This is a genomic window from Nocardia heshunensis (assembly GCF_054782115.1).
This window is the reverse complement of sequence record NZ_BAAGTC010000003.1, coordinates 912,703-934,443: the sequence shown is the minus strand read 5'-3', so window position 1 is coordinate 934,443 and position 21,741 is coordinate 912,703. Positions and strand designations below refer to the sequence as shown.

Annotated in this window: 16 protein-coding genes; 9 read left to right on the top strand and 7 right to left on the bottom strand. The window is 65.7% G+C overall.

Annotation, left to right across the window (positions count from 1 at the left end; translation table 11 throughout):
- Positions 1-52 precede the first annotated feature (52 nt).
- From ACYVN4_RS11215 to ACYVN4_RS11190, 6 genes are all read right to left on the bottom strand, one after another.
- A complete protein-coding gene (locus tag ACYVN4_RS11215) occupies positions 53-1,429 on the bottom strand; it encodes a styrene monooxygenase/indole monooxygenase family protein (RefSeq protein ID WP_460719988.1) in 1,377 nt (458 codons plus the stop codon).
- Complete coding sequence (locus tag ACYVN4_RS11210; protein ID WP_460719986.1) at positions 1,426-2,865, bottom strand: LLM class flavin-dependent oxidoreductase; 1,440 nt, start codon at positions 2,863-2,865, stop codon at positions 1,426-1,428. The genes ACYVN4_RS11215 and ACYVN4_RS11210 overlap by 4 nt, the downstream gene beginning before the upstream one ends.
- A complete protein-coding gene (locus ACYVN4_RS11205) occupies positions 2,862-4,085 on the bottom strand; it encodes an acyl-CoA dehydrogenase family protein (protein WP_460719984.1) in 1,224 nt (407 codons plus the stop codon). The genes ACYVN4_RS11210 and ACYVN4_RS11205 overlap by 4 nt, the downstream gene beginning before the upstream one ends.
- The gene (sfnG, locus tag ACYVN4_RS11200) at positions 4,082-5,191 is read right to left on the bottom strand and encodes a dimethylsulfone monooxygenase SfnG (protein ID WP_460719982.1); all 1,110 of its coding nucleotides are present in this window, start codon (positions 5,189-5,191) and stop codon (positions 4,082-4,084) included. Before sfnG ends, ACYVN4_RS11205 begins: the two co-directional genes overlap by 4 nt.
- Before the next feature lie 227 nt (positions 5,192-5,418).
- Positions 5,419-6,330 (bottom strand): LysR family transcriptional regulator, encoded by a 912-nt coding sequence (locus ACYVN4_RS11195; protein ID WP_460719981.1) that lies wholly within the window; start codon positions 6,328-6,330, stop codon positions 5,419-5,421.
- A gap of 86 nt (positions 6,331-6,416) precedes the next feature.
- Positions 6,417-7,340, bottom strand: coding sequence for a LysR family transcriptional regulator (locus ACYVN4_RS11190; protein WP_460719979.1), 924 nt, complete (start codon positions 7,338-7,340; stop codon positions 6,417-6,419).
- Between the two features lie 81 nt (positions 7,341-7,421).
- Here ACYVN4_RS11190 and ACYVN4_RS11185 point away from each other — a divergent pair, with 81 nt between their 5' ends.
- The 5 genes from ACYVN4_RS11185 (at position 7,422) to ACYVN4_RS11165 (ending at position 13,243) form a co-directional block, all read left to right on the top strand.
- On the top strand, positions 7,422-9,776 hold the full coding sequence (locus ACYVN4_RS11185) for a hypothetical protein (RefSeq protein WP_460719977.1): 2,355 nt from the start codon (positions 7,422-7,424) through the stop codon (positions 9,774-9,776).
- 159 nt (positions 9,777-9,935) lie between these two features.
- Positions 9,936-10,832 carry a sulfite exporter TauE/SafE family protein gene (locus ACYVN4_RS11180; protein WP_460719975.1) on the top strand — a complete coding sequence of 299 codons (897 nt, stop codon included), beginning with the start codon at positions 9,936-9,938 and terminating at the stop codon, positions 10,830-10,832.
- 815 nt (positions 10,833-11,647) lie between these two features.
- A complete protein-coding gene (locus ACYVN4_RS11175) occupies positions 11,648-12,043 on the top strand; it encodes a hypothetical protein (protein WP_460719973.1) in 396 nt (131 codons plus the stop codon).
- Positions 12,044-12,058: 15 nt separating this feature from the next.
- On the top strand, positions 12,059-12,451 hold the full coding sequence (locus tag ACYVN4_RS11170) for a hypothetical protein (protein ID WP_460719971.1): 393 nt from the start codon (positions 12,059-12,061) through the stop codon (positions 12,449-12,451).
- A 132-nt stretch (positions 12,452-12,583) separates the two neighbouring features.
- Entirely contained in the window at positions 12,584-13,243 is a 660-nt protein-coding gene (locus tag ACYVN4_RS11165) for a response regulator (RefSeq protein ID WP_460719969.1), read from the top strand.
- 9 nt (positions 13,244-13,252) lie between these two features.
- On the opposite strand, the gene ACYVN4_RS11160 is transcribed toward ACYVN4_RS11165, so the two are convergent.
- Complete coding sequence (locus ACYVN4_RS11160) at positions 13,253-15,268, bottom strand: sensor histidine kinase (protein ID WP_460719967.1); 2,016 nt, start codon at positions 15,266-15,268, stop codon at positions 13,253-13,255.
- 1,040 nt (positions 15,269-16,308) lie between these two features.
- On the opposite strand from ACYVN4_RS11160, the gene ACYVN4_RS11155 reads away from it, so the two are divergent.
- From ACYVN4_RS11155 to ACYVN4_RS11140, 4 genes are all read left to right on the top strand, one after another.
- A complete protein-coding gene (locus ACYVN4_RS11155; RefSeq protein ID WP_460719965.1) occupies positions 16,309-17,985 on the top strand; it encodes a tetratricopeptide repeat protein in 1,677 nt (558 codons plus the stop codon).
- Complete coding sequence (locus ACYVN4_RS11150) at positions 17,975-20,647, top strand: CHAT domain-containing protein (protein WP_460719962.1); 2,673 nt, start codon at positions 17,975-17,977, stop codon at positions 20,645-20,647. The genes ACYVN4_RS11155 and ACYVN4_RS11150 overlap by 11 nt, the downstream gene beginning before the upstream one ends.
- Before the next feature lie 26 nt (positions 20,648-20,673).
- Positions 20,674-21,360, top strand: a complete 687-nt coding sequence (locus ACYVN4_RS11145) for a hypothetical protein (RefSeq protein WP_460719960.1) — start codon at positions 20,674-20,676, stop codon at positions 21,358-21,360.
- 215 nt (positions 21,361-21,575) lie between these two features.
- Entirely contained in the window at positions 21,576-21,737 is a 162-nt protein-coding gene (locus ACYVN4_RS11140) for a hypothetical protein (RefSeq protein WP_460719958.1), read from the top strand.
- Positions 21,738-21,741 lie beyond the last annotated feature (4 nt).

The following is a 21,741-nucleotide window of genomic DNA, read 5'->3' as shown; positions in this document are numbered from 1 at the left end:
TGCGCCAAGGTTTTCCGGTCGTGCTCATGGCGGACTCCTTCGGGGCGGTGGGTCAGGCGGTGGCGAGGTGATCGGCGAAGGCGGAGCGGTCGAATCGCCCGGCGGGTGCGAAGCGGGCCAGCAGGGCGCTCGCGTCCTCCCCGGTGACCTCGGTGATGAATCGTCCTGCCGTCTCGACGGAATCGATGCCCAGCAGCGGTTGCGGCCGATGCAGCAGGCCGACCAGCGCCGAGGCGACGCGCCCGTCCACCGCGGCCGCGGCGAACAGCTGATTGCCGATCTCGGCGAGTTCGGGATCGCCGAGGAACAGCCGGGTCACCCGATTCGCCGCATCCCCGCGCGCGGCCAGGAACTCCTGGTATCGGCGATCGATCCAGTCCTGGTCGAACGGTCCGTCGTGCACGGCCGCTGCCGCGACGAGCCGTTGCGCCTGGATCAGCCCGCTCTGCGCGCCCTGCCCGGCGATCGGATCGTGGGCCGCCGCGGTGTCGCCGAGAGAGGCCACCACATGACCGCCGGCGGTGCGCCCGGACCCGGCGCGAACCACCGGCCGCACCGCGCCTTTCAGCCAGGAGTGCGGATCCTCGGCGATCACCTGCGCGGCGAGCACCTCGGGCAGGTCCCAGTCGATGTAGTCGCGGTAGAGCTCACGCACGATCCGCAACGCGGTGTCCGCGGAATCGGCTGCGGCGAAACGCTTTTCCCAGTCACTGCCGGGCCGGGCCCAGCCCAGGGAGGCCCAGCTGGGGCCCGCGTCCTTGTGCAGATACGGCCCCCACCAGCCCTCACCCTGGTCGGCGAAGATGGAGAATCCGCTGTGCGCGCCGCCCGCGCGGCTGCGATGGGCGAACACGCCCGGGTCGTGGCCGAGCCCGGTGACCGTGACGGTGAGCAGCGAACGTTGCGGCGCGGCATAGGGACTGCGGGACTCGTCGACCGCGAACAGCTGCGACAGCCCGCCTCGCCCGGTGGCGACCAGCGTGAGATCGGCTGCGCCGGCGATGGTGTCGAGCGATTCGGGCGTCACCTGGTCCACGACGAAACGGCCGCCGCGTTCCTGGAAGGCGGTCAATCGCTCGTCGGCCTTGAGTCTGGTGTCGACCGCCACGCCGACATAGCCGTCGAAGTGCCCGTCGAAGGCGATGAGCTCCTCGCGCTCGGGCCCGGCGATGCGCACGCTCAGGCCGGTGTGGCGGGGTGCGCGGGCGGTGTACGTGTCGAGCCCGAGAGCTGTTTCGGCCTGCTGGGTTTCGCCGAACTCGAGGGCGGTGCCGGTGGCCGGGACGTCGTCGCGCAGCGCGCGCTGATCGCGGTCGCTGTAGAGGGTGACGTCGAATCCGGCGTCGAGCAGGCCGAGGGCCGCGGTGACGCCGGTCTGCCCGGCGCCGATCACGGCGGCCGACCGGGTGGAGCGCTGTGCTGCGGTCATGCGTGAATCTCCTGTTCTGTGCGGGATCCCGGCCGGGACTCCGTGTCGGTCAGTGCGGTCGACGCGGCGCCGCCGAGGCGGTAGCTCGCGCCGCGATGCTGCGGTGGCAGCCGGTCGCCCGCGCCGAACAAGGCGTTGCGCAGGGTGCCCGGCGCGTAGTCGGCCGCGTACGCGCCGCGTGCGGTGAGGACCGGAACGACATGGCGCACAATGTCTTCGAAACTTCCGGGGGTGATGGCGTAGGCCAGGTTGAAGCCGTCCACATCGGTGGCGTCCACCCAGTCCTGCAGCTGGTCGGCGACCGTGGACCCGGAGCCGACGAAGACCGGCCCCATCCCGCCGATGCCCGCCCATCGTCCGATATCCCGCACGGTCCATTCCCGGCCGTCGTCATCGAACTCCTGGAACGCGGCGACCGCCGACTGGATGGCGTTGCTCTGCACCTGACCGATCGGGTCGTCCAGGTCGTAGGTCGACAGGTCGATGCCCATCCAGCCCGACATGAACACCAGACCGCCCTCCACGCTGGCGTAGGACAGGTACTCGTCGTGTTTGGCGCGCGCGTCGTCGTCGGTGGCATCGGTGATGATGGTCGCGAGCGCGTAGATCCGGGCGGCGTAGCGGCCCCGGCCCGCGGCCTCGAGTGCGTCCCGGATCCGGGAAACAGTCTGTGCCAGTATGCGTTTGGAGGGTCCGGCGACGAAGATGGCCTCGGCGTTCTCGGCGGCGAAGCGCACCCCGCGCGGCGAGGCTCCGGCCTGGTAGATCACCGGTGTGCGTTGCGGTGACGGTTCGGACAGGTGGATGCCCGGCACGGTGTAGTGCGTGCCGCGGTGCCCGATGTGATGAACCTTCGCCGGATCGACGTAGACGCCGCGGGCCGCGTCGCGCACCACCGCGTCGTCTTCCCAGGAACCCTCCCAGAGCTTGTAGAGCACCTCGAGGTATTCGTCGGCCTGGTTGTAGCGCTCATCGTGATCGAGTTGATCGTCAGCGCCGAAATTCCTTGCGGCCGAAGGCAGATACCCGGTCACCACGTTCCAGCCCAGCCGTCCACTGGTCAGGTGATCGAGGGTGGACAGCCGACGCGCGAACGGATACGGATGCTCGAATCCGGTGCCGGTGGTGATCCCGAAACCCAGATGCTCGGTGACCGCGGCCATCGCCGAGACCAGCAGCAGCGGATCGGCCACCGGGATCTGCGCGCCCTGACGCAGCGCGGCGATATCGTCGCCGCCGTAGACGTCGTAGGTGCCCAGCACGTCGGCGATGAAGATGCCGTCGAATCGCCCGCGCTCCAACAGCTTCGCCAGCTCGGTCCAGTAGCCGAGCTCCTTGTAGCGGTGTGACTGGTCCTGCGGATGCCGCCACAGGCCCGGGGATTGATGGGCCACGCAGTTCATGTCGAAGGCGTTGAACCGGATCCGGCGGGTCATCGCACGGTCTCCGGGGCCGGTGCGCGCTCGCCCGCGCTCCACGCGAACGGCAATGCCGTGTCATTGAGCAGATGGTCGCCGATCGCGCGGGCCTTCTGAATGGCGGGATTGTGCACCGAGATGGTGCGGGCGTTGCGCCAGTGCCGGTCCAGCCGCAGCCGCTCCGACACCGCGGACGCGCCACCGACCTCGAACAGCAGCGTGGTCGCGGGCAGCACCAGGTCGATGACCGCGAGTTGGGCCCGGGCGGCGGCGAGTTCGGCCGCCACCACCTGCTCTTCGTCCTTCGCGCCCGCGGCCAGCACCGTGTCGAGTACATCGGCGACCGCCAGCACACTCGCCTCGGCGGCGAACGCGGCGGCCGAGAGCCGCCCGATTACCTGCTGCACCAAGGGATCCTGGCGCGGCAAATCCGCGACCGAATGGGTGTAGCCGCGGGTGCGCGCGGACACCCATGCGCGGGCATCGCTTTCCGCGCGCCGGGCGATCCCGGCCAGCACCGCCAGTTGCACCAGCTGCAGGTAGGCCGTCGCGTAGGTGGGGCCGGGGGCGCCGTATCCGGGTCCGAGAATTCGTTCGTCGGTCACCACCACGTCGGTGAATTCGGTGGTGCCGCTGGCGGTGAGCCGCTGTCCGAACCCGTCCCAGTCGTCGTGTTGCCGCACCCCGTCGGCCGCGGCGTCGACCAGTACGCCGACCCGCTCACCGTCTCGATCCGCAGCCGCCAGAATGTAATCCGCGTACAGCGAGCCGGTGCTGTAGTACTTGGTGCCGTTGAGCCGCCACCGCTCGCCGTCCCGGGTGAGCCGGGTGCGATAGCGGTCGACCGCGCCGACCCCGGGCTCGGTGATCGCATTGCCGACCAGCGTCCCGTCGGCCGCCGCCCGCAACCAGCGCTCCCGCTCGGGTCCGGGCTCGGCCAGCAGTTGGTCTTCGACGAAGGAGAAGTGCACCCGGAGGGCTTGGGGCAGATTCGATTCCGCCGCAGCCAAAGCGATGAGCTGACGGAAGAGCTGACGCACCGTGACGCTGTAGCCGCCGAACTCGACCGGCACGCGCAGCGCGCCGAACTTCGCGTCGCGCAGCCACCCGATCTCCTCGAACGGCAGTCGCCGGTCGGTCTCGCGGTCGACCGCGCCCGCGGCGATGCGCTCGAAGATCGGGCCGAAGATCGCGTCGAGTTCGGCATCGGTGGTGGTCTTCGCCTCGACGGTGGTCATCGCGCCACCGCCACCGGCTCGCGAGTGCCCGCACCGGACGCGAATTCGGCCTCCAGCTCGCGCACGATCGGCAGCACATGCTTGCCGAAGTACTCGACTTCCTCGTGATAGTGCAGGAAGCCCAGCAGCAGCAGGTTCACTCCGCGCTTCTTGTACTCCACGATCCGGTGCGCGATCTGCTCGGGGGTTCCGATGAGCTTGGAACGGAAACCGTCGTTGTACTGCACGAGATCCTCGAAGGTGGAATCGGCCCACATGCCGCGCTTGTCGCCGGTGGAGTTGCCGGCCTGCTGCACCGCTCCGCGGAACCCCTCGACGGCCTCGGGATCGGCCTTGGCGACGATCTCACGCAGGGTCTCGCGGGCCTCGGCCTCGGTGTCGCGGGCGATGAGGAATCCGTTGAGCCCGAACCGCACTGTCCGCCCGTGCTCGGCGGCCGAGGCACGCACCTCGGTGATCTGCTCGGTGATGCCGTCGAAGTCCTTGCCATTGCTGAAATACCAGTCCGACACGCGCCCGGCCATGGCGCGCGCCGCGGTCGAATTGCCGCCCTGGAAGATCTCCGGATGCGGGCGTCCGGGCGCCGAGATCGGTTTGGGTTTGAGGTCGTAACCGCGCAGCCGGTAGAAGTCGCCCGCGAACTGGGCCGAGTCCTCGGTCCAGCTCTTGCGCAGCACCTCGATGAATTCCTCCGAGCGCCGGTAGCGTTCGTCGTGCTCGAGCCAGGGCTCCCCGAGCGCGGTGAACTCGCCCTTGAACCAGCCGCTCACCACATTCACCGCCGCCCGGCCGCCGGAGAGGTGATCGGCGGTGGCGAGCAGCTTGGCCAGCACCGCCGGCTGCCACAGGCCGGGATGGACGGCGGCGATGACCTTGAGCCGTTCGGTAGCCAACAGCAGCGCGAGACTGAAACTGGTCGACTCGTGCTGGTAGGCCGCGCCGTAGCTGGCCATGTACCGCACCTGGCTCAATGCGTACTCGAAGCCGTTGTTCTCGGCCAGCACGGCCAGCTTCTTGTTGTACTCGTAGCTCCAGTCGGTGCGCTGCTCGATATTGCTGACAACGAGACCGCCGCTCACATTCGGCACCCAATACGCGAATTTCACAGGCTCTGAGGCGATATCGATTTCAGGATCCGCGGACACAGTGATACTCCATCGAAAGTAGGGAGAGGAAGACGGAATTCCCGCGCGCGGGGCTCGCGCGCTCAGGAAGCGCTGGAACAACAGCTCTCGTCGATCATGACCACCAGCCTAGAATTGTTGAAATATGTTGTCCAACAGGCATTTTGGATGCCACGATAGGATTTCCCTGCCACGCCGCGAAGCCGTGCTCAGGCCGCCCGCGTCCCGAGTGATACGGCCCGCCTGACCAGTACGTCGTGCAACGTGCGCGCCGCGTGCGGGGGCACCGTCGATTTGCGCCGCTGCGCCACGAGCAGCACCTCGGTGGTGCGGCAATCGAGCGGGCGCGAGGTGATCACACCGTTTTCCTCGAGCGGATCACCGGAAATGCTGTAATCGGGAAGTATGGTGGCGCCCAATCCCTTCGCCACCATGATCTTTCCCATTTCGGCGCCGTCGGTGGAGTAGGAGAACAACGGCTGCCGCCCGTCGAGCAGCCGGTGGACGAACCGGTGCATCACATATCCCGACCGCATCACGATCAACGGCTCGTCGAGCAGATCCTCGACCCCGACCGCGGGTAGGCGGGCCAGGCGGCTGTCGGACCGGACGCAGACGACCGGTCGCCCACGGAGCAACTCGGTGCTGTGGAACTCCGGCGCGAGATCGTCTCCGTGCAGGTAGTTCACGAGCCCGAGATCGAAACTGCCCTCCCGCAACGCCGTATGGATCTCGGCCTGTTGCGCGTCGACCACCTCGACCTGCGTCCGCGGATGTGCGTCCCGGAACTCGCGGATCGCGGGCAGCACCAACGACACGGTCGCCGCGTTGACCGTTCCCACCCGCACCATCCGGCTGACCCGATGCTGTTCGTCGGCCGCACGCCGCAACAGGTCCACCGCATCCAGCACCTGTGCGATATGCGGCAGCAATTCCCGGCCCTGATCACTGATGCGAGCACCCGATCGCCGCCGGTCCAGCAACTCCACGCCCAGTTCACGTTCCAGATTCCGCAGCGTCTCGCTCAACGCCGGCTGCGACACGTGCAGTTCTTCCGCCGCGCGTCGCAACGACCCCAACCTGGTCACGGCCTGGACATACTCGAGCTGCTCGATCCGCATGGTCCCTCTTCGTCCGCGTCGGTGATCCCGCATGCCCTCCCGCGATCGAGTGTGCGGGCTCGCCCGCGACGATCAGAGCGTTGCAATCACCGAGAATCGATAGCCCCGCGAGCAGCCCCAACCGATGACCACTCGTGCACACAGCCGAGGAAGGCCCGGCACGCGGCGGTGCCCGCCGGAGCGCGGGGGACCACGAGGTTGACTTGCCGCTGTAGTTCGACGCCGGTGACCGGGCGCAGGGTCAGGCCGGTCTCGCGGTCGGCGTTGGTGCGGGCCACCGACTCGGGGAGCAGCGCCACGCCCAAGCCCTGGCAGACGAATTGGACGACCTGCTCGACCCGGGTCACCTCGAACGCGACATGCCTTGTCGTGCCGGTGAATCCGCGATCGGTCTCGTGGCGCAGGCCGTAGCCGGGCGGGAAGTCGATGAAGGGGTACTCCGCCAATTCGTACGCAGAGACCGATGATTCGGCCGCGAGCAGATGACCCGCGGGCAGCACAGCGACCAGTGATTCGGTGAACAGCGGTGTGAATTCGACTCGGGCCGTGGCAGATTCGACGGCCAGTCCCACGATGGCGACGTCGAGTTTGCGATCGCGTACCGCAGCGACGAGCAGATCGCTGCCGCCGCTGCGCAGGGTCACGCTCACCTCGGGGTAGCGGGTGTGGAAGGTGGCCATGAGTGCGGCCACATCCAGAATCTCCGGAGGGACCTCCATGAGCCCGACCGTCAACCGGCCGCGGATGGTGCCGCGCAGCGCTTGTGCGTCGACGGTGAGTTGCTCCACCCCCGCCAGCACCTGCCGGATCTGCGGGAGCAGCGCCCGGCCGATCGGTGTCAGGGCGACCGAGCGGGTGGTGCGTTCGAAAAGCCGCACCCCGAGTTCGTCTTCGAGCTTGCGCACCTGCTGGCTGAGCGCGGACTGCACGACGAATCGGTCGGCCGCGGCCCTGGTGAAACTGCCCGTCTCGGCGACGGCGACGACATAGCGCAACTGTTGAAGGTTCACCCGATTAGTCACTCTCAGTGATGAGTCCGATCATATTTATACCTTGGACTGGTCAGTGCGGGTGGATCCAGAATCATCGGCATGCCTTCCCGCCCTGGCCATGGCCCGTCTTTGCCCGCCGTCCTATCCCTGCGTCCGCAGGGTGAGCCGCGTGTTGCCGACTGCTCGGATCCCGCGGTGCGCGACCGGGTTACCGACGAGCTCACCGCCCTGCCGTTCCTGGGCACGCTGAGCTGCTCGGCCGGCACCCTGATCGCGGGCGCGACCGAGGAAATCGTGCTGACCTACACCGTCGGCAGTTCCGGTATCGCCGACAGCGGCTGGTTGAAGCTGTGCTTCCGCTATTACTCGGACTGGGACCTGCAGACCGACGACCCGGCCGGACGTGATTACGTGAGCGCGCGCCTGGTCGAGCGCTCGTTACTCGGCGGTGTGTCGCCCGACAGTGCGGCCACCGCGCAGCGGCTGGACGTGCGCTACGACGTCAAGGGCGGCGAGCGGCCGTTCCAGAAGTCGGTGCTGATCCATGTCGTGGACGGTTACCTGCGTCCGGGCGACGTGCTCGAAATCCGGCTCGGTGACCGTGATTTCGGCGGTCCGGGTACCCGGGTGCAGACCTTCGTGGAGGACGCGTTCGCCTTCCATCTGTTCGTCGATCCGCTGGGCACCTCCCGCATGGCGCACGCGGGCGTCGCCCACCTGGCCCTCGTGCCCGGTCCGCCCGAGGCGCTCGTGGTGCACGGCCCACGACTGGTGCGCGCCGGTGAGGCGGCGGTCGAGCTGCGCGCACACCTGCGGGACCGGTGGGGCAACGCCTGCCGCGACCTGCCCGCGCGGGTCCACGCCACCGTCGCCGGGCGCGCCCTGGCCACCGCGACCACGCCCGAATCCGGTTGGGCGCGTGCCACACTCACCATGCCGCCGGTGCGCGACCCGATCGAGGTCGAGATTCGCGCGAAGTTCGACGGCGGCACGGTGCCCGTCGCGCACTGCCACCTCGACGTCATCGACGACCTGCCCGGACCGCGCGCGTTCTTCGCCGACTTGCACGTGCACTCCGACGACACCGTCGGAACCCAGGACACCGCTTGGAATCTCGCCTACGGACGCGAGATCGGCGCGCTGGATGTGCTCGGCTACACCGCCAACGACTTCCAGATCACCGACGAAACCTGGAACCAGGTGGTCGACGCCTGCCGCCGGGCCGGTGAGGATGGCCGATTCGTCTGCTATCCCGGTGTCGAATGGTGCGGCACGGCGGGAGTTGGCGGCGACCACAATGTGGTGTTCCTCGGCGAGGACACCACGCTGGCCCGCTCACTGGTCTGGCACGCGAATATGGTCGCGACCACTCCGGTGCCCGAAACCTGGCCCATCACACAGCTGTACGCGGCCTACGACAAGGACCCCGACTCCTATCTGCTCATCCCGCACGTGGGCGGGCGCCGCGCCGTGCTCGACTGGCATCACCCGGAATTGGAGCGACTGATCGAAGTCCACTCCACCTGGGGTTCGAGCCCCTGGTTCCTCGAAGACGCGCTCGCTCGGGGATTGCGGCTCGGCGCGAGCGCGGCCAGCGACGAGCACCGCGGCCGACCCGGCGGCGGTGCGCCGGGCGCCAATATCTTCGGCTCCACCGGCGGTCTGACCGGTGTGCTCGCGCCCGAGCTCACCGCCGCCGAGGTCGGCCGCACCCTGCGATCGCGCCGCACCTGGGCCACCACCGGCGTTCGCGCGGTCGCGCTGCTGCGCACCGGAAACCAGTGGATGGGCGACGATATCGTCACCGCCGCAACCGAACTCGATGCCGAATACGCCCTGTACGGCACCACCGGATGGGAGGAGATCCGGCTCCTCGACACCACCGGTGAAGTCTGGCGTCGCGACCTGCACGCCGAAACCGGCCTGTCGGACACGCTCATCCGCCTGCGCTGGGGCGGCGCCCGCCACCGCGACCGGTACCGCTGGGCCACTTGGACCGGACGCCTGCGGGTGACCGGCACCGACATCGCGTCCGCGCGGCCGTGGGCGCGCCTGCACCCCGAACAGCGCATCGACCGCTTCGACAGCGAGATCAGCTGGCGCACCACCACCTACGGATCCGACATCGGCGTGATCCTCACCCTGGGCGATCTCGCGCGGGCTCGCTTCGACCTCGACACGTCGGTCCTCGAGGACGGCCGACACGGCACACTCACGGTGTCGGGAGCCGATCTCCTCGCCACCGGGCACCACGACCTCGCCATGGGCGGGCTGAATCTGCGACTGCGCATCGAACGCATCGCCGACCCTGCCGAGCTCCCGGTCTCTGTCAGCGGCGACCTCGCCCTTACCGTGCCCGTCACCGACAGCGCGGTGTACCTTCGCGCCCGCCAAGCCGATGGCCACCAGGTCTGGACCAGCCCGCTGTTCCTTTCCCGGCCAGAACATTCCTGAGCCCATGATGATTCACGCACGACTCCGGTTGATCAGGCGCCTGCACATCGATCTGATGCGCGTCGCCGCCAGCGCGTGTGCGGCCCACGGCCGACCTCGCCCGACAACCGCACGCGCCACCGACTTCCGGTGCGCACCCATCGGAAAAGACACGCACACATGCATTCCCCCACCCTGACCACAGTCGGACTGATCATCGGGTTCTTCGTCGGCCTCACCGGCATGGGCGGCGGCGCCCTGCTGACCTCGCTACTGGTGCTGGTATTCCACGTCCCACCGCTGGCGGCGATCTCCAATGACCTGTTCGCCTCGCTCATCATGAAACCGTTCGCCGTCCCGGTTCACCTGCGCCGCCGCACAATCCACTGGAAACTCGTCGGACTACTGGTGCTCGGCTCGGTTCCCTCCGCCATCCTCGGCGCGGTGCTCGTCGGGCTCCTCGGACACACCGCGGGCGTCCAGAACAACCTGAAATTCGCCATCGGCATCGGACTCACCCTGTCCGTCGTGTTCAACCTGCTGCGTCAATCGATCGAACGCCGCAGGCGCGACCGTCCGCAACCGGGGGCCGACGATCAACCGCTGATCATCCGGCCCGTCCTCACCGTCGTGATCGGCACTGTCGGTGGCCTGCTCGTCGGCCTCACCTCCGTCGGCGCGGGCGCGATCATGATGGCGGCCCTCGTCATCATCTACCCGACGCTGCGCCCCAACCAGCTCGTCGGCACCGACATCGTCCAAGCCATCCCGCTCGTCGCCGCGGCCACCCTCGGCCACCTGTTCTTCGGCGACGTCCGCCTCGCTCTCACCGGATCCCTTGTGCTGGGCGCGATTCCGGGCGTGATCCTCGGCGCGCTGCTGTCCTCACACGCCCCGGCCGCGATCATACGCCCCGCCTTCACCACCATCCTCACCGCCTCGGCCCTGTCGCTCCTGCGAGCCGACCTCACCCTCCTCACAGTCGGCACCGCGCTGGCACTGATCGCGAGCATCTTCCTCACCGCCGATCGCTCCCGTCGCGCCGAACCGGCTACAGCCGATGCCGCGACCCGATAGAACTACCGAACGGTCGGTCCACGATGTGGGCCGCTCTTCTCCGAAACCTTCTATACCGAGCACGACAGGTCATTTCACTTCGATCGATGGTTCGATGTGGTGCACTACGGTCTTGGCAGCAAGGATGATGGGGTGGATGCAGCTTCCCCCGGTGACGAAGTCTGAACGCCCAAGCGCTCGCGGGCACGAACGACCGGGTGTCAGTAGCGACCATCAGCCACATGAGATGGTGCCCGGCGCCTGCCCGCCGGTTTGACCCGGAGCTTCGGTCCATCCGCCGTCGGGTGGTTCGGGTTGATCATTGTTAGGACCACAACTCGGCAAAGTCGCAGGTAAGAATACCTGCGGCTTTGCCGCAAATGGGTATCAACCCGAACCGCTTCGATCTTCGATTGCGTGTAGCCGAAGCGCAGTCGCATCTGGGCGGCGGGCCAGGGTTGCGCCGTCCGCCATCGGCTCACCGAGCAGGGCGAACGGCTGCGCGCGGAGCGTTCGATCATCGGTGGGCATCAAGCTGGCGAGTCCCAGACTGATCTCCGGCCAATTCCCAAGCGCACCACCGTGATCCAGTAGAGATCGCAGCCGAACGCTTCCTCAGCCCGAAAACCCAGTGAAGCGTCCCCGCCCCGAGCTAGTCGGCGGCTTTCATTGTGGCCCAGCTGCCGACCTGGCTCACAGCCCATCCCACCGTGGGACAACCGCCCGAGCGGGTTGAGGCGAATGACTCATGTGCCTGGGCTATCGGGCCACAGACAGTGATGTCACGTTCCGCAGGGCACACCGAGCCCGCGGTCCAACCATCGGGAGTCACTGTTATGACAGACGCACAGTGGGACCTCGCTCCGGCCGACTTCGACGACCTTGTCGACCTCGTCCGGGAAGCCGACGTGGACACCCACGAGATCGAAGCCGTCACGGACGCTCTGCGCGGCGTCGCCGCAGACCCGGCGCCCGAGACCGTAGCCGGGATCAAGCGGAGGCTGATCGTCTATGCGCTGCGTTACGGCGGCAAGGCGCTGGCCTGGTTGCTGAAGCACTTCAGTAAGGAGGCCGCGAGCTACGTGCTGCGGCACTCCACGCAGCTGGCGGACTTCCTCGATCGCGCCGAGAACTGGGCGACGGAGAAGATCACCGAGTACCTGGTGCGACTTGGGGTGCCGCGTCGCTACGCGGCTGAAATCGCCCGCGCCATTATGGCACTGGCCGGATAAAGGACGGTGAGAGCGATGAAGATGCTGCTGGCAGCGGCTGTGTTGACGGCATTGGCCTGTTCTTCCGTCGGCTCGGGGAGTGCGGAGGCGAAGGAGCCGGACAGTGTTCTGGATGTCACCTGCTATGCCTTCTCCGACGGATGGCGGCATTGCGTCGATGCCGTCGCCAAGCCTGGTAGCAAGGTGTACGTCCAGTACAAACAGGGCATGTGCGCCACCATCGAGGCCCGTGCACGGGTCGGTGGCAACGTCGATCATGATCAACGGCTGTATCGGGGCGACGGGTCGGGCGGGCTGGTGTACTCCAACACCGGTTCCAAGACGGTCCCGCTCAGCGTCGATCTGATGAATGATTGCCCGAACACCTACGACAAGAACGCGGTCGTGCACGTTTTCGCGGGCAAGTAGTACCCGAGGCGGATCGACCTGGCCGGGGCCCCGGCCGAGTCGATCTGCCTCGAACACTCCGTTCATTTTCGGCCACTTGACGTTTCGAGTTTCTCCCGCGGTGGTGTGCACCAAACAGGCAAGGAGCGGCTCATGAGCGTCGAGACCACCCGACGGGTACTGATCGTGGATGACCACCCGCTGTTTCGCGCCGGACTCGCCGACGCCATCGGTACCGACCGCGCCTTCACCGTCGTCGCTCAAGCCGCCACCGCGCACGAAGCGTTCGCCGCGGCGGAACAGACTCAGCCCGAAGTGGTGGTGATGGATCTCGGCCTCCCCGGCTTGTCGGGCGTCGAGGCGATCCGCGAACTGCTGGCGCACCACCCGCGGCTGCGCATACTTGTCATGACCATGTCCGAGGACAGCGACAGTCTGCTGGCGGCCATGCGTGCGGGTGCGCACGGGTACCTCCGCAAGGACTCCCGACTCGAGGAAACGCTGCACGCCCTGCACACCGTCGCGCGCGGCGGATCGGCCTTCGGTACCGGCACAGCGGAACATCTCAGCGCCCTGCTTACCGCTGGCGACACCGCGACCGGTCAACAAGCCTTCCCCACGCTGACAGCTCGTGAGCTCGAGATCCTCGACCACGTTGCCCGCGGGCTCACCTACCATCAGATCGCCCAGCGGTTGGTGGTCACCGACAAGACGATCCGCAATCACATCGGTTCGATCTTCGCCAAGCTCCAGGTGCACGACCGCGCGGAAGCTGTCATCCGAGCTCGCCGGGCGGGGATGGGCGGAGACTGACCGGACACGTCAGTACACGCTGTCCGTGGGTAGCGGTTGATAAGGGAGTCGAGCGCTCACTCGCACACCGCCATAAGAGGATTCGTCGATACAACAACTGCCGCCGACTTCTTCGGCCCGTTCCACCATCGAGCTCAGACCGAGTCCGAGGTGTGGTTTCGAGGGCACGAACCCGTGGCCGTCGTCGGCGACGGTGACGGTGAGGACTCCGGCTTCGGCCGTGATCGTCACCTCAACCGCGCTCGCCGCGGCATGCCGGGCGGCATTGGTCAGGGCCTCGGCGACGATCCGGTAGGCCGCCACCTCGATCGCGGGCGGTTGCGCCGGGATTCGTTCCGGTGCATGGAATCTCGTATTCGGCATCGATGCGGCGAGCCGCTGCAGCGCGCGCGGCAATCCGAGCTCGTCTAGATCGGCCGGTCGCAGCCCGGCCGTGATGCGCCGGACCTCGACCAGCGCGGTGTCGAGGTCGTCGATGGTGTCGGCGATATGCGTTCCGATGGGCGTGCCGGCCGGCAGGGCGACCGCGGCCGCTTCCAGTCGCAGCCGCATACCGACCAGGGCCGGGCCGAGCCCGTCATGCAGGTCACGGCGCAACCGATACCGTTCGGCTTCGCGTGCCAGCACGACACGTTCACGGCTGGCGCGCAACACTTCTCGCAGGCGCATGGCCGCGACCATCGGAGCGAGCTGGTCCGCCATCGAGGCCAGCAACACATGGTCGCGGCGGCTCAACCGCTCAGCGTGCACCACCAACTCGCCGATATCGGTGCCGTTGTGGCGCAACTCGAATCGATGCGCTGTGCCGCCGCTGGCACCGCGTTCGGCGACCGTGCGCTCACCGTCGCCGGTGTGCACGATCAGCTTCGCGCGCTCCACATCGAGGCGGTCGACGATCAGACCACAGGCGTCCGCGGCGACATCGTCGTCACCGCGATGCTCCCGCAGACTGCGGCCGAGGCTGCGTATCGTCCGGTAGGGCAGGGATTTGCCGCCGTAGAGCATCCAGCCCATCACCTGCCACACCGACGCCGCGATCCGGCGGGTGACCAGCGTCGCCACGGTCGCCGCCGCCGCGATCCGCACCGTGGCGCTCCAGGGCAGCACTGCCGCGACCACCAGCAACACCGCCTTGAACGTGGCATACAGGCCAGCGACGAGAACCGCGGCGCACAGCCAGGCCTGCAACGCCAAGCGCGCACGGCGCGAACCGGTTTGCGCGATCGCGACCATCGGGAACAACAGGATGACCACCGTCTGCGGCCCGAGCAGCAGCACATCCTCCCACTGCTTGTCCCACGGACCGATCAGGCGCACCACCGTGTAGAGGGAGACGATCGTCCAATATCCCAGCTCCGCCGCGATGATCAGGACAAGCTGTCTTCGTGTCAGTCCCCGGCCGGCCTTGGCGCGGCGTACCGTGTCCCCGCAGACGGCCGAGAGCACAATTAGGGGCAGGATCAACGTCACTGGAGCCTGCAGTGCCGACCACAGCGGATGATCACGGGCGAGGGCGTCGAACGTGTAGTCGGGATCGGTGACGTTCCACGCCTGCCACACCGCCACGGCCAGGTATGCGAGTCCCACGCTGATCGCCGTCCCGACCAGGACGCGGAGCCGACGCGGCGAGGTGTGTCCGGCGGGAATCCACAACGGCAGCATGATGATCGACGCGCTGAACCCCACCGTGGCCAGACCCTCGACGATCAGCCGTCGTCCGCCGGGCACTTCCGACCCGGTCATCACCCCCAAGCCGTACAGACTGCGATCCAGCGATGCCAGCGCGAACGCGGTCGCCCCGACCAGCAACACGACCCACAAACCACCTCGCGGACGATTGCCCGCAACGACCAGTCCGGCCACTCCGAACGCGATCGATACCAGCGAATAGCGTATGGCCCAATCAGTCTCGCCACTGCCGAACCGCGGAACCCCGTAGGCGATCTGCAGCACAACGATGAAAACCAGTACGGCGCACACCGACACGAACCATCCCAACGCCCCCCAACGCCGCAGCCCAGCCACGCAGGAATGATAGCCAACGACTATCCGGTGGCGGCGCGGCTCGGCACTCGGGTGTCCGGTTCGGGCACTCGGGCGTAGCGTGTGGCGATGTAGGCCGCAACCGTCGGCCATCACAACTGCCGGATGCTTCGACATCGGGTGGAGACCTAGTCCGTACAGCGGATCAGGACATTCGACGAGATGAGGCCGCAGATCAAGCCCCTGATGATGCGCTGCGCATACCGACTGGCTTGATCCGCAATTGTGGGCCGTGGGCCGTCGGGTGGTTCGGGTTGATTAGCGTTAGGACCACCATAAGGGGCTTATTCAAACCAGCGTTCGCTCGCCAGTCTGGATGAGTCCCTTCGGCTTTCTGGTGAATGAGCGGCTGGTGCAGGTGCGTCCGGCCTGATGGAGGTCGGCGACGAATGGGAGCTTCTCGTCTGCCACCCGCAGCTCGTACGAGTCCTTCCCGTCATCCATGTTGCGACGAAAGCCCGCTCAACACCCCCGCCGAGGTAACCACCACCGAGCGCACTCCCCAGCGCCGCGGCAGTACTCCCCACATCCACCGACCCGGTACCGATCAGATTGCCCAAATCCTTCGCCGACCCAGTCGGCACATTCGAATCGGGCGGCGTCTCGTAATCCCCTCCGCCTCAGCGGTTCCGAACCCAGTACCGAGCAATGAGCAAGTGACAGTACCCACGAAAATCGTTCGCTGCAGGAAGTTGTCCTCATATCTTTCGACCCTGCCGATGAGGCGACCCTCGCCGCACTGGTCCGGGTCGTATGAAATACATACGCTTCAAAAAGTGTTCTTGGTGCGATGCGCTGCATCGTGGGTCTCCGCGAGCGCAAGCTGCCCGATGTGCTGGGCGCGCTCTCCCATGCCAGGCCTCAAGCGCCCTCCCGTCGGGCCATCAGCCCATTGGTAACGGCACTCCGGCACCAGCACGCCTTCCGGCACCTGAGTCCGGGGTAACCCAGCCTACGTCGATTTCCCCTTGCGGCAACGAATCATGCATACAATGGCCGCAGGCTCATAAGCGGGGGGCATCATGCTGATGCAAGGAATCGGCGCTGAGTGGGTGCGGCATGTCGTGCCGCGCGCTCGTGACAGAAGTCCGAGCGACGAGGCTCTGCTCCGGACCGTGCTAGCGCTCACCGCCGAGGAGTTGACCAACTACGTACGCTCGTTCAGCGCTGACAGTGAGCGAGATCTTTTGCGCCACTTGGTGCTCGACGACGCTCGTGCACACATTTCCACCCGAGGCCGACTCGAACAAATCGGGCATACGCTGATCGCACTGGGGGGCTCAGACGAGCACCAAGCCGCAGGTCGCTTCTGTGTCGGCTACGCACGTCGATTCCGGGGGGAGGAGAGCTTGCGACAGCTCCGGCAAGCCCAGCTCTTCTATCGTGATTTGGGTTGGCGCACACTGGAATCACTGACGGCACTCGCTGCTGCGGCAACATCGATCTCCGAGGATGACCCGGCATTCTCCGCTGGTCTGACCGAAGCCTTCGGCCGACTTGAGACTGCCGATGCGCACTGTGCCCGAAGGCTTGCTGTCGGGCTGGAGCGAATTGTCCATGTTGTAGGTGTGGTCAGGCAAGTGACCGCGGGCAGCGTTCTGCCTCGGATTCCGTTCACAGTGACCGATGACGAGCTACATATCCTGCGAAGAACCATGATCGGAGCATTGCACGAGCCGACGCGGCTTACGGCGGTTGTGTGGTGGATTCAAGAGTTGCGTCGCTTGCCACCCGATTCGACAGAGGAGCCGGACACTCTGATCAACATGCTGTGGGGTGTACGCGAATGGGAGGCATGCGTCCACCTACTCCGAGACCTACTCGCCCATGGTGATAATCGACCGGACACGACGTTACATCTGGCCAAGGCACTGCATGAACTCGGCCGATGGAGCGAGGCGAAATCGATATTGCTAGATCACATAGGTCCCCAACCAGGCCCAGCGTCTGTGGAACCGCTCCAGCTTCTGATCATGATGGGGGCAATGGCCCAAGACCCGGACTGCGCACAATGGTGGGCGACGCTGCGATCACTGAACGCTGAAATGCCGTTGTCAGCAATGCCTCCCCCGACAATGCTTCCGCCGAGTGGGCCGCCGCCGCAGTTGCTCGCCCGCTTCGCAAACGGAACGCTGACCGTCGACCGGAGAGCAATGGAAACACTCGATGGCGAGCAGATCCAAGTGCACGTGATGGCGGCGATCGCCATCGGCCTCGGTCCGGGGAAAGCCGTTGAATTCCTTGAGGATATCGCGGCGAAGGACCCGGATCTCTTCCCAAAGGTCACGGAACTGCTGCCATTCGACATCCGACCGCAGTCCCCCGCCCAACATCATCTTGCCGAGGCAGAACAGGCGTTTGCGCAAAGGCAGTTCCAGACAGCCATCGAGGAGTATCGCCAGGCGATCGTACTTGATCCGCATCTCGAATTCGCTCATCTCGGGCTCGGTGACGCCCACTACATGATCGGCGAATACGAGCTGGCTATCGCGCATTTCATCGAATCGATCGGGATTCGCCCCACACCGCAGGCGTATCGCTTCCTAGGCGATGCCTATCGGTCCGGTCGGAGAGATATCCACAGTGCGAAGCAATGCTATGAGAAGGCATTGGAACTTGATCCGAACTATGGCGGAGCCCGAGAGGCGCTGCGCCAGGTGACACGCGATCTGGAGGCGGGCCGAACCGATGACCGATGACGCCACCAACTTCAGGTTCGGATTCGAGGATGACATCAGTCCATTGATCGGCCGCCCACTTTCGGCGTGGCAGGGTGGAAGTGATGCCGACCGCGACAAGAGGATTCGCGCTGACGACCTACTCCGGAAGTACCTAGGGGATCCGGTCGTCCATGAGTTCCTCACCCTGCCCGACATCGAAACAGCGTGGTTCGCTTGGCTGTCACGCGTGCAACCCCATGATCGTGAGAGGTTCCTCATCACGGTCCAATCCTTGTCAATCGCCTATCGCAGGGAGCACGCAATCGACGCCGCGCTACATTGGGCCGGGATTCACCTGCGCCTGGCGCAGTCATTGCCCTTGTGGTTCGGTCCTGCGCAGAGCCGCGTCGGCTACGGCCGCGATTGGTATATCTCCAGCGCGCTAGCGGGATTGGCGACGCTGGAGAACATGCGGGGTGCGATCGCACATGCATATGACCTACTCCTGGAAGCGGAGCGGCATCATGAGGCCGAAGAGGAGGCCCGCCGCCGCGACCAGATCACTGCGCGGCCGGTTGTCAATCGAATCCTTGGGATCGCACCCACTCCGGTACACCTTTACAGGGGCCTGGCGCAGTCGGCATTTCGTATGGGCAACGAGGATCGAGCGCGGTACTATCACGACCTTGCGATCAGTCGCAGACTGGATGATCCGACCGAGGTCCAGCAGATCAGCGAACTCATCCTCAGGGGTAGGTTCTACCTCGAAACCGGTGCGCCGGACAAAGCCTTGCGGCATTTTCAGGATGCGGTACGGCTCAGCGAGACCGAGCAGATCCAGTCACAACCGACTCTGGCCGCAGATTCCGCCGGATATGCCTACCAGGCAATGGCGGACGCTTACGGCAAGCTCGGAATCCCTCGTGTTGCCCTGGCCATGCTCGGCAAGGCCAGGGCGCTCGTCGAAATCAAGGGTGACTCGGGCCGATTAGCGGAAATAGACTTTTCCGCCGCCCGAATCGTCGGTGCCCATCCTTTTCTCGGAGACTCATTTCGCTACCTACTGCATGCGTTGGAGCATTGTAGTGTTCGCGATTCGCCTGGTGGCGGCGCCACCTGGTCGGCACCAAACGGCAGGACATTTCGCATTGCTGAATTCGATATCGTCTGGCCAATTCTGTTCGGGATTGTGAAGACTCTCGAGAGTCGATGCGAACTCCTTAAAACTGTCGAATTCTGCTTTTTGGCAACCGAAGTCGCCGAATATGTTCGAGTTGGCGCGCATGACGAGACTGCCCGGATCGCGGTACAGGACGAACTCGGCGAGATTTTGGTCGTCCTGGCACGCACACAGCTGGCTCTGGCCGGGGAACAAGGCTCGGTGGACTACATCGACGCCGCATGGCTAGCCGTGGAGACTCTCCGGGCACGCACCTTCCTTGACATGGTAGGTGACACCGATGCTGTGGCGCCGGAGGGGATTTCCGAAGCCGCAGCCCGCAAGGAGGCTGCTTTGTTGGATACAAGGCGCCAGCTGCGGGCTCAGCGGACCCGCAGTGCTGAGTTCTGGCCGCAATGTCGTGCAGTCGAGCGAGAATTGGCCGCTGTCTGGCATGAGATGGCCAGCACATCCGATGCAGCCTCCGCTTATGTGACCATGCGGCAGGCTCGTCCGGCAGCGCATACAGCGGTGGCAGCGTTGTTACTTCAGAAGAGCGCAATTGCCGCGCGCGGCAACGCTGTCATGATTAATCTATTCTTTCCCGACGATGACCGACTTGTCGCGCTCGCGGTGAACGGTTTGGATCAACATGTCCGATTGGCCACCAGCCGCGTCGACCGTCGCCGTTTGACCAAGTTCGTCGCCGCGAATTTCGGTTCGGCAGCACGAGTCCGTGAGGTCGCGCTTGATCTAGAGGACCTGTTCCAGCATGAGTTGTCCGGCGTCGTCGCACCGATCGTGGACCTGTGCGACCCTGGCGAGACTGTCATTGTCTGCCCCGCCGGACCCCTCCACCATTTGCCACTCGGCGCGGCTCGGCTCGGCGCGGGTGTGTTGCTCGACCGCAATCCGCTGGTCATCAGTCCGAGCGCCTCTATGCTGCAGGGGCGGCAGAAGGCCGGGCGACACGGTTTGGGACGACCCTACGCGGTTCTCGGGGATCCCACGGGTGATCTGCCAGCTGCGCGAAGCGAGGCAGAGGAGTTGGCGCGGGAGTGGGGCGTCTCGGCTCGACTCGGTTCCGCGGCAACGGGTGACGCGCTGCTTGATGCTTTCCAAGCCGGTGGCACCGTTCACGTCGCGGCACACGCGGGCTTCGACTCCGACGACCCGCTGGCCTCAGGCCTGCAGATGTCCGATCGGGTGGTGACCGCGCGAGAGATCTTAGGTACCAAGGCATCCGGGCTCGACCTCGTCACTCTGTCTGCCTGTGAGAGTGGTATCACCCGGACGAACTTGTCCGAGGATCCGATGGGACTTTCTCGCGCATTGCTGTTCGCGGGCGCCGATTCGATTCTGGTGAGTCTCTGGAAGGTGCCGGACCAGTCGACATGGCACCTCATGTCGTCCTTCTACGAGCAGGTGAGAGCCGGCGTGCCTAAGGCAGAAGCGTTGCGCCGCGCGGCACTAGGTATACGTGCGAGGAATGAGAGATTGGACCACTGGGCTGGCTTCACACTGATCGGCTCATGGATGTGACGACTTCCGACGACTCAGGAGACGGTATGGATAGCAGCTTCTCGACGATCGCAGAGGGAATTCTCGAATTCGACGACCACGATAATGATCGATCCCAGTTCACCGCCACCGAGGAGCGTGAACTCGTCCTTATAGGCCGCGAGAACCGTGTCGGGATTGCTGTGCGAGAGCCGGTCCCGGTCGTCTCCGAGGCAGTCGGTACCGGCCGCGTCGCCTACGATGTCGGCTTGGTCATGGTCGTTCACGCCCATCCTGAATGCCGTTTCGTTTGGTCCCGCTTGGTGGTCGACCTGAGTACGACGCCGGGAGCAGTCATCGAGGACATGGTGCCTACCGAGGTCGAAGACACCCCTGTCGATGTGGAAACTCGGGTCGGTGCAGGGCTGAAATTCGCTACCTTGTTCAGGTCGGTGAATGTCGAAGTGAGGCCGGAGCTGGCCCGGAAGCGCACGGTCTTCTTCCCCACGGTGACCGCGTCCGGTACCGGATTCCACAAGGCTTACTGGGATTTCCTTGCGAAGGGTTCGAACTACCTTCACACGAACCGGGAATTGCGGCTCCTAGTAACCGCTCCGGCCAATGCGCCCATCGACGTTTCTTTCGCAGTTCGTGCGAGACTTCGTATGCAGGGGGTGAAGAATCTCATTCCCATGCGAGCCAAAAAGGGAAGCCTCGACTCGACGGTTACTCTCGTCGCCGCTCCAAGTGCGTGAGCGAGACCCGCAAATGGCAAGCGGCCCCGAAGATCTCTGGGAAAGTATCCCACCGGGACGACCGATGCGTGTCGTACGGACCTGACCTGACCCCACGATTTCGGTCCAAGTGGACCGAAGGTGTAGGTGCCGCTGAGGTTGGCACGGACGAGTTCCTCAAGCGTGCCGGCGTCGAGGTGGCTCGATTTTGCAGGGTTCGCGAGGCTTGGTGGTAGGTGGCTTCCTACGTCGGCAACGGGCAGATGCACGATCTGGTCTCCGGCAGCTCCGGCCGGCCGCAGCAGGCGCTGACCGGCACGATCACCGGCCCGACGACCCTGTTCCTCGAGACCGGCGACAAGGTGACCTCCGACTGCATGCCGTCGGTGCTGCACTAGAATC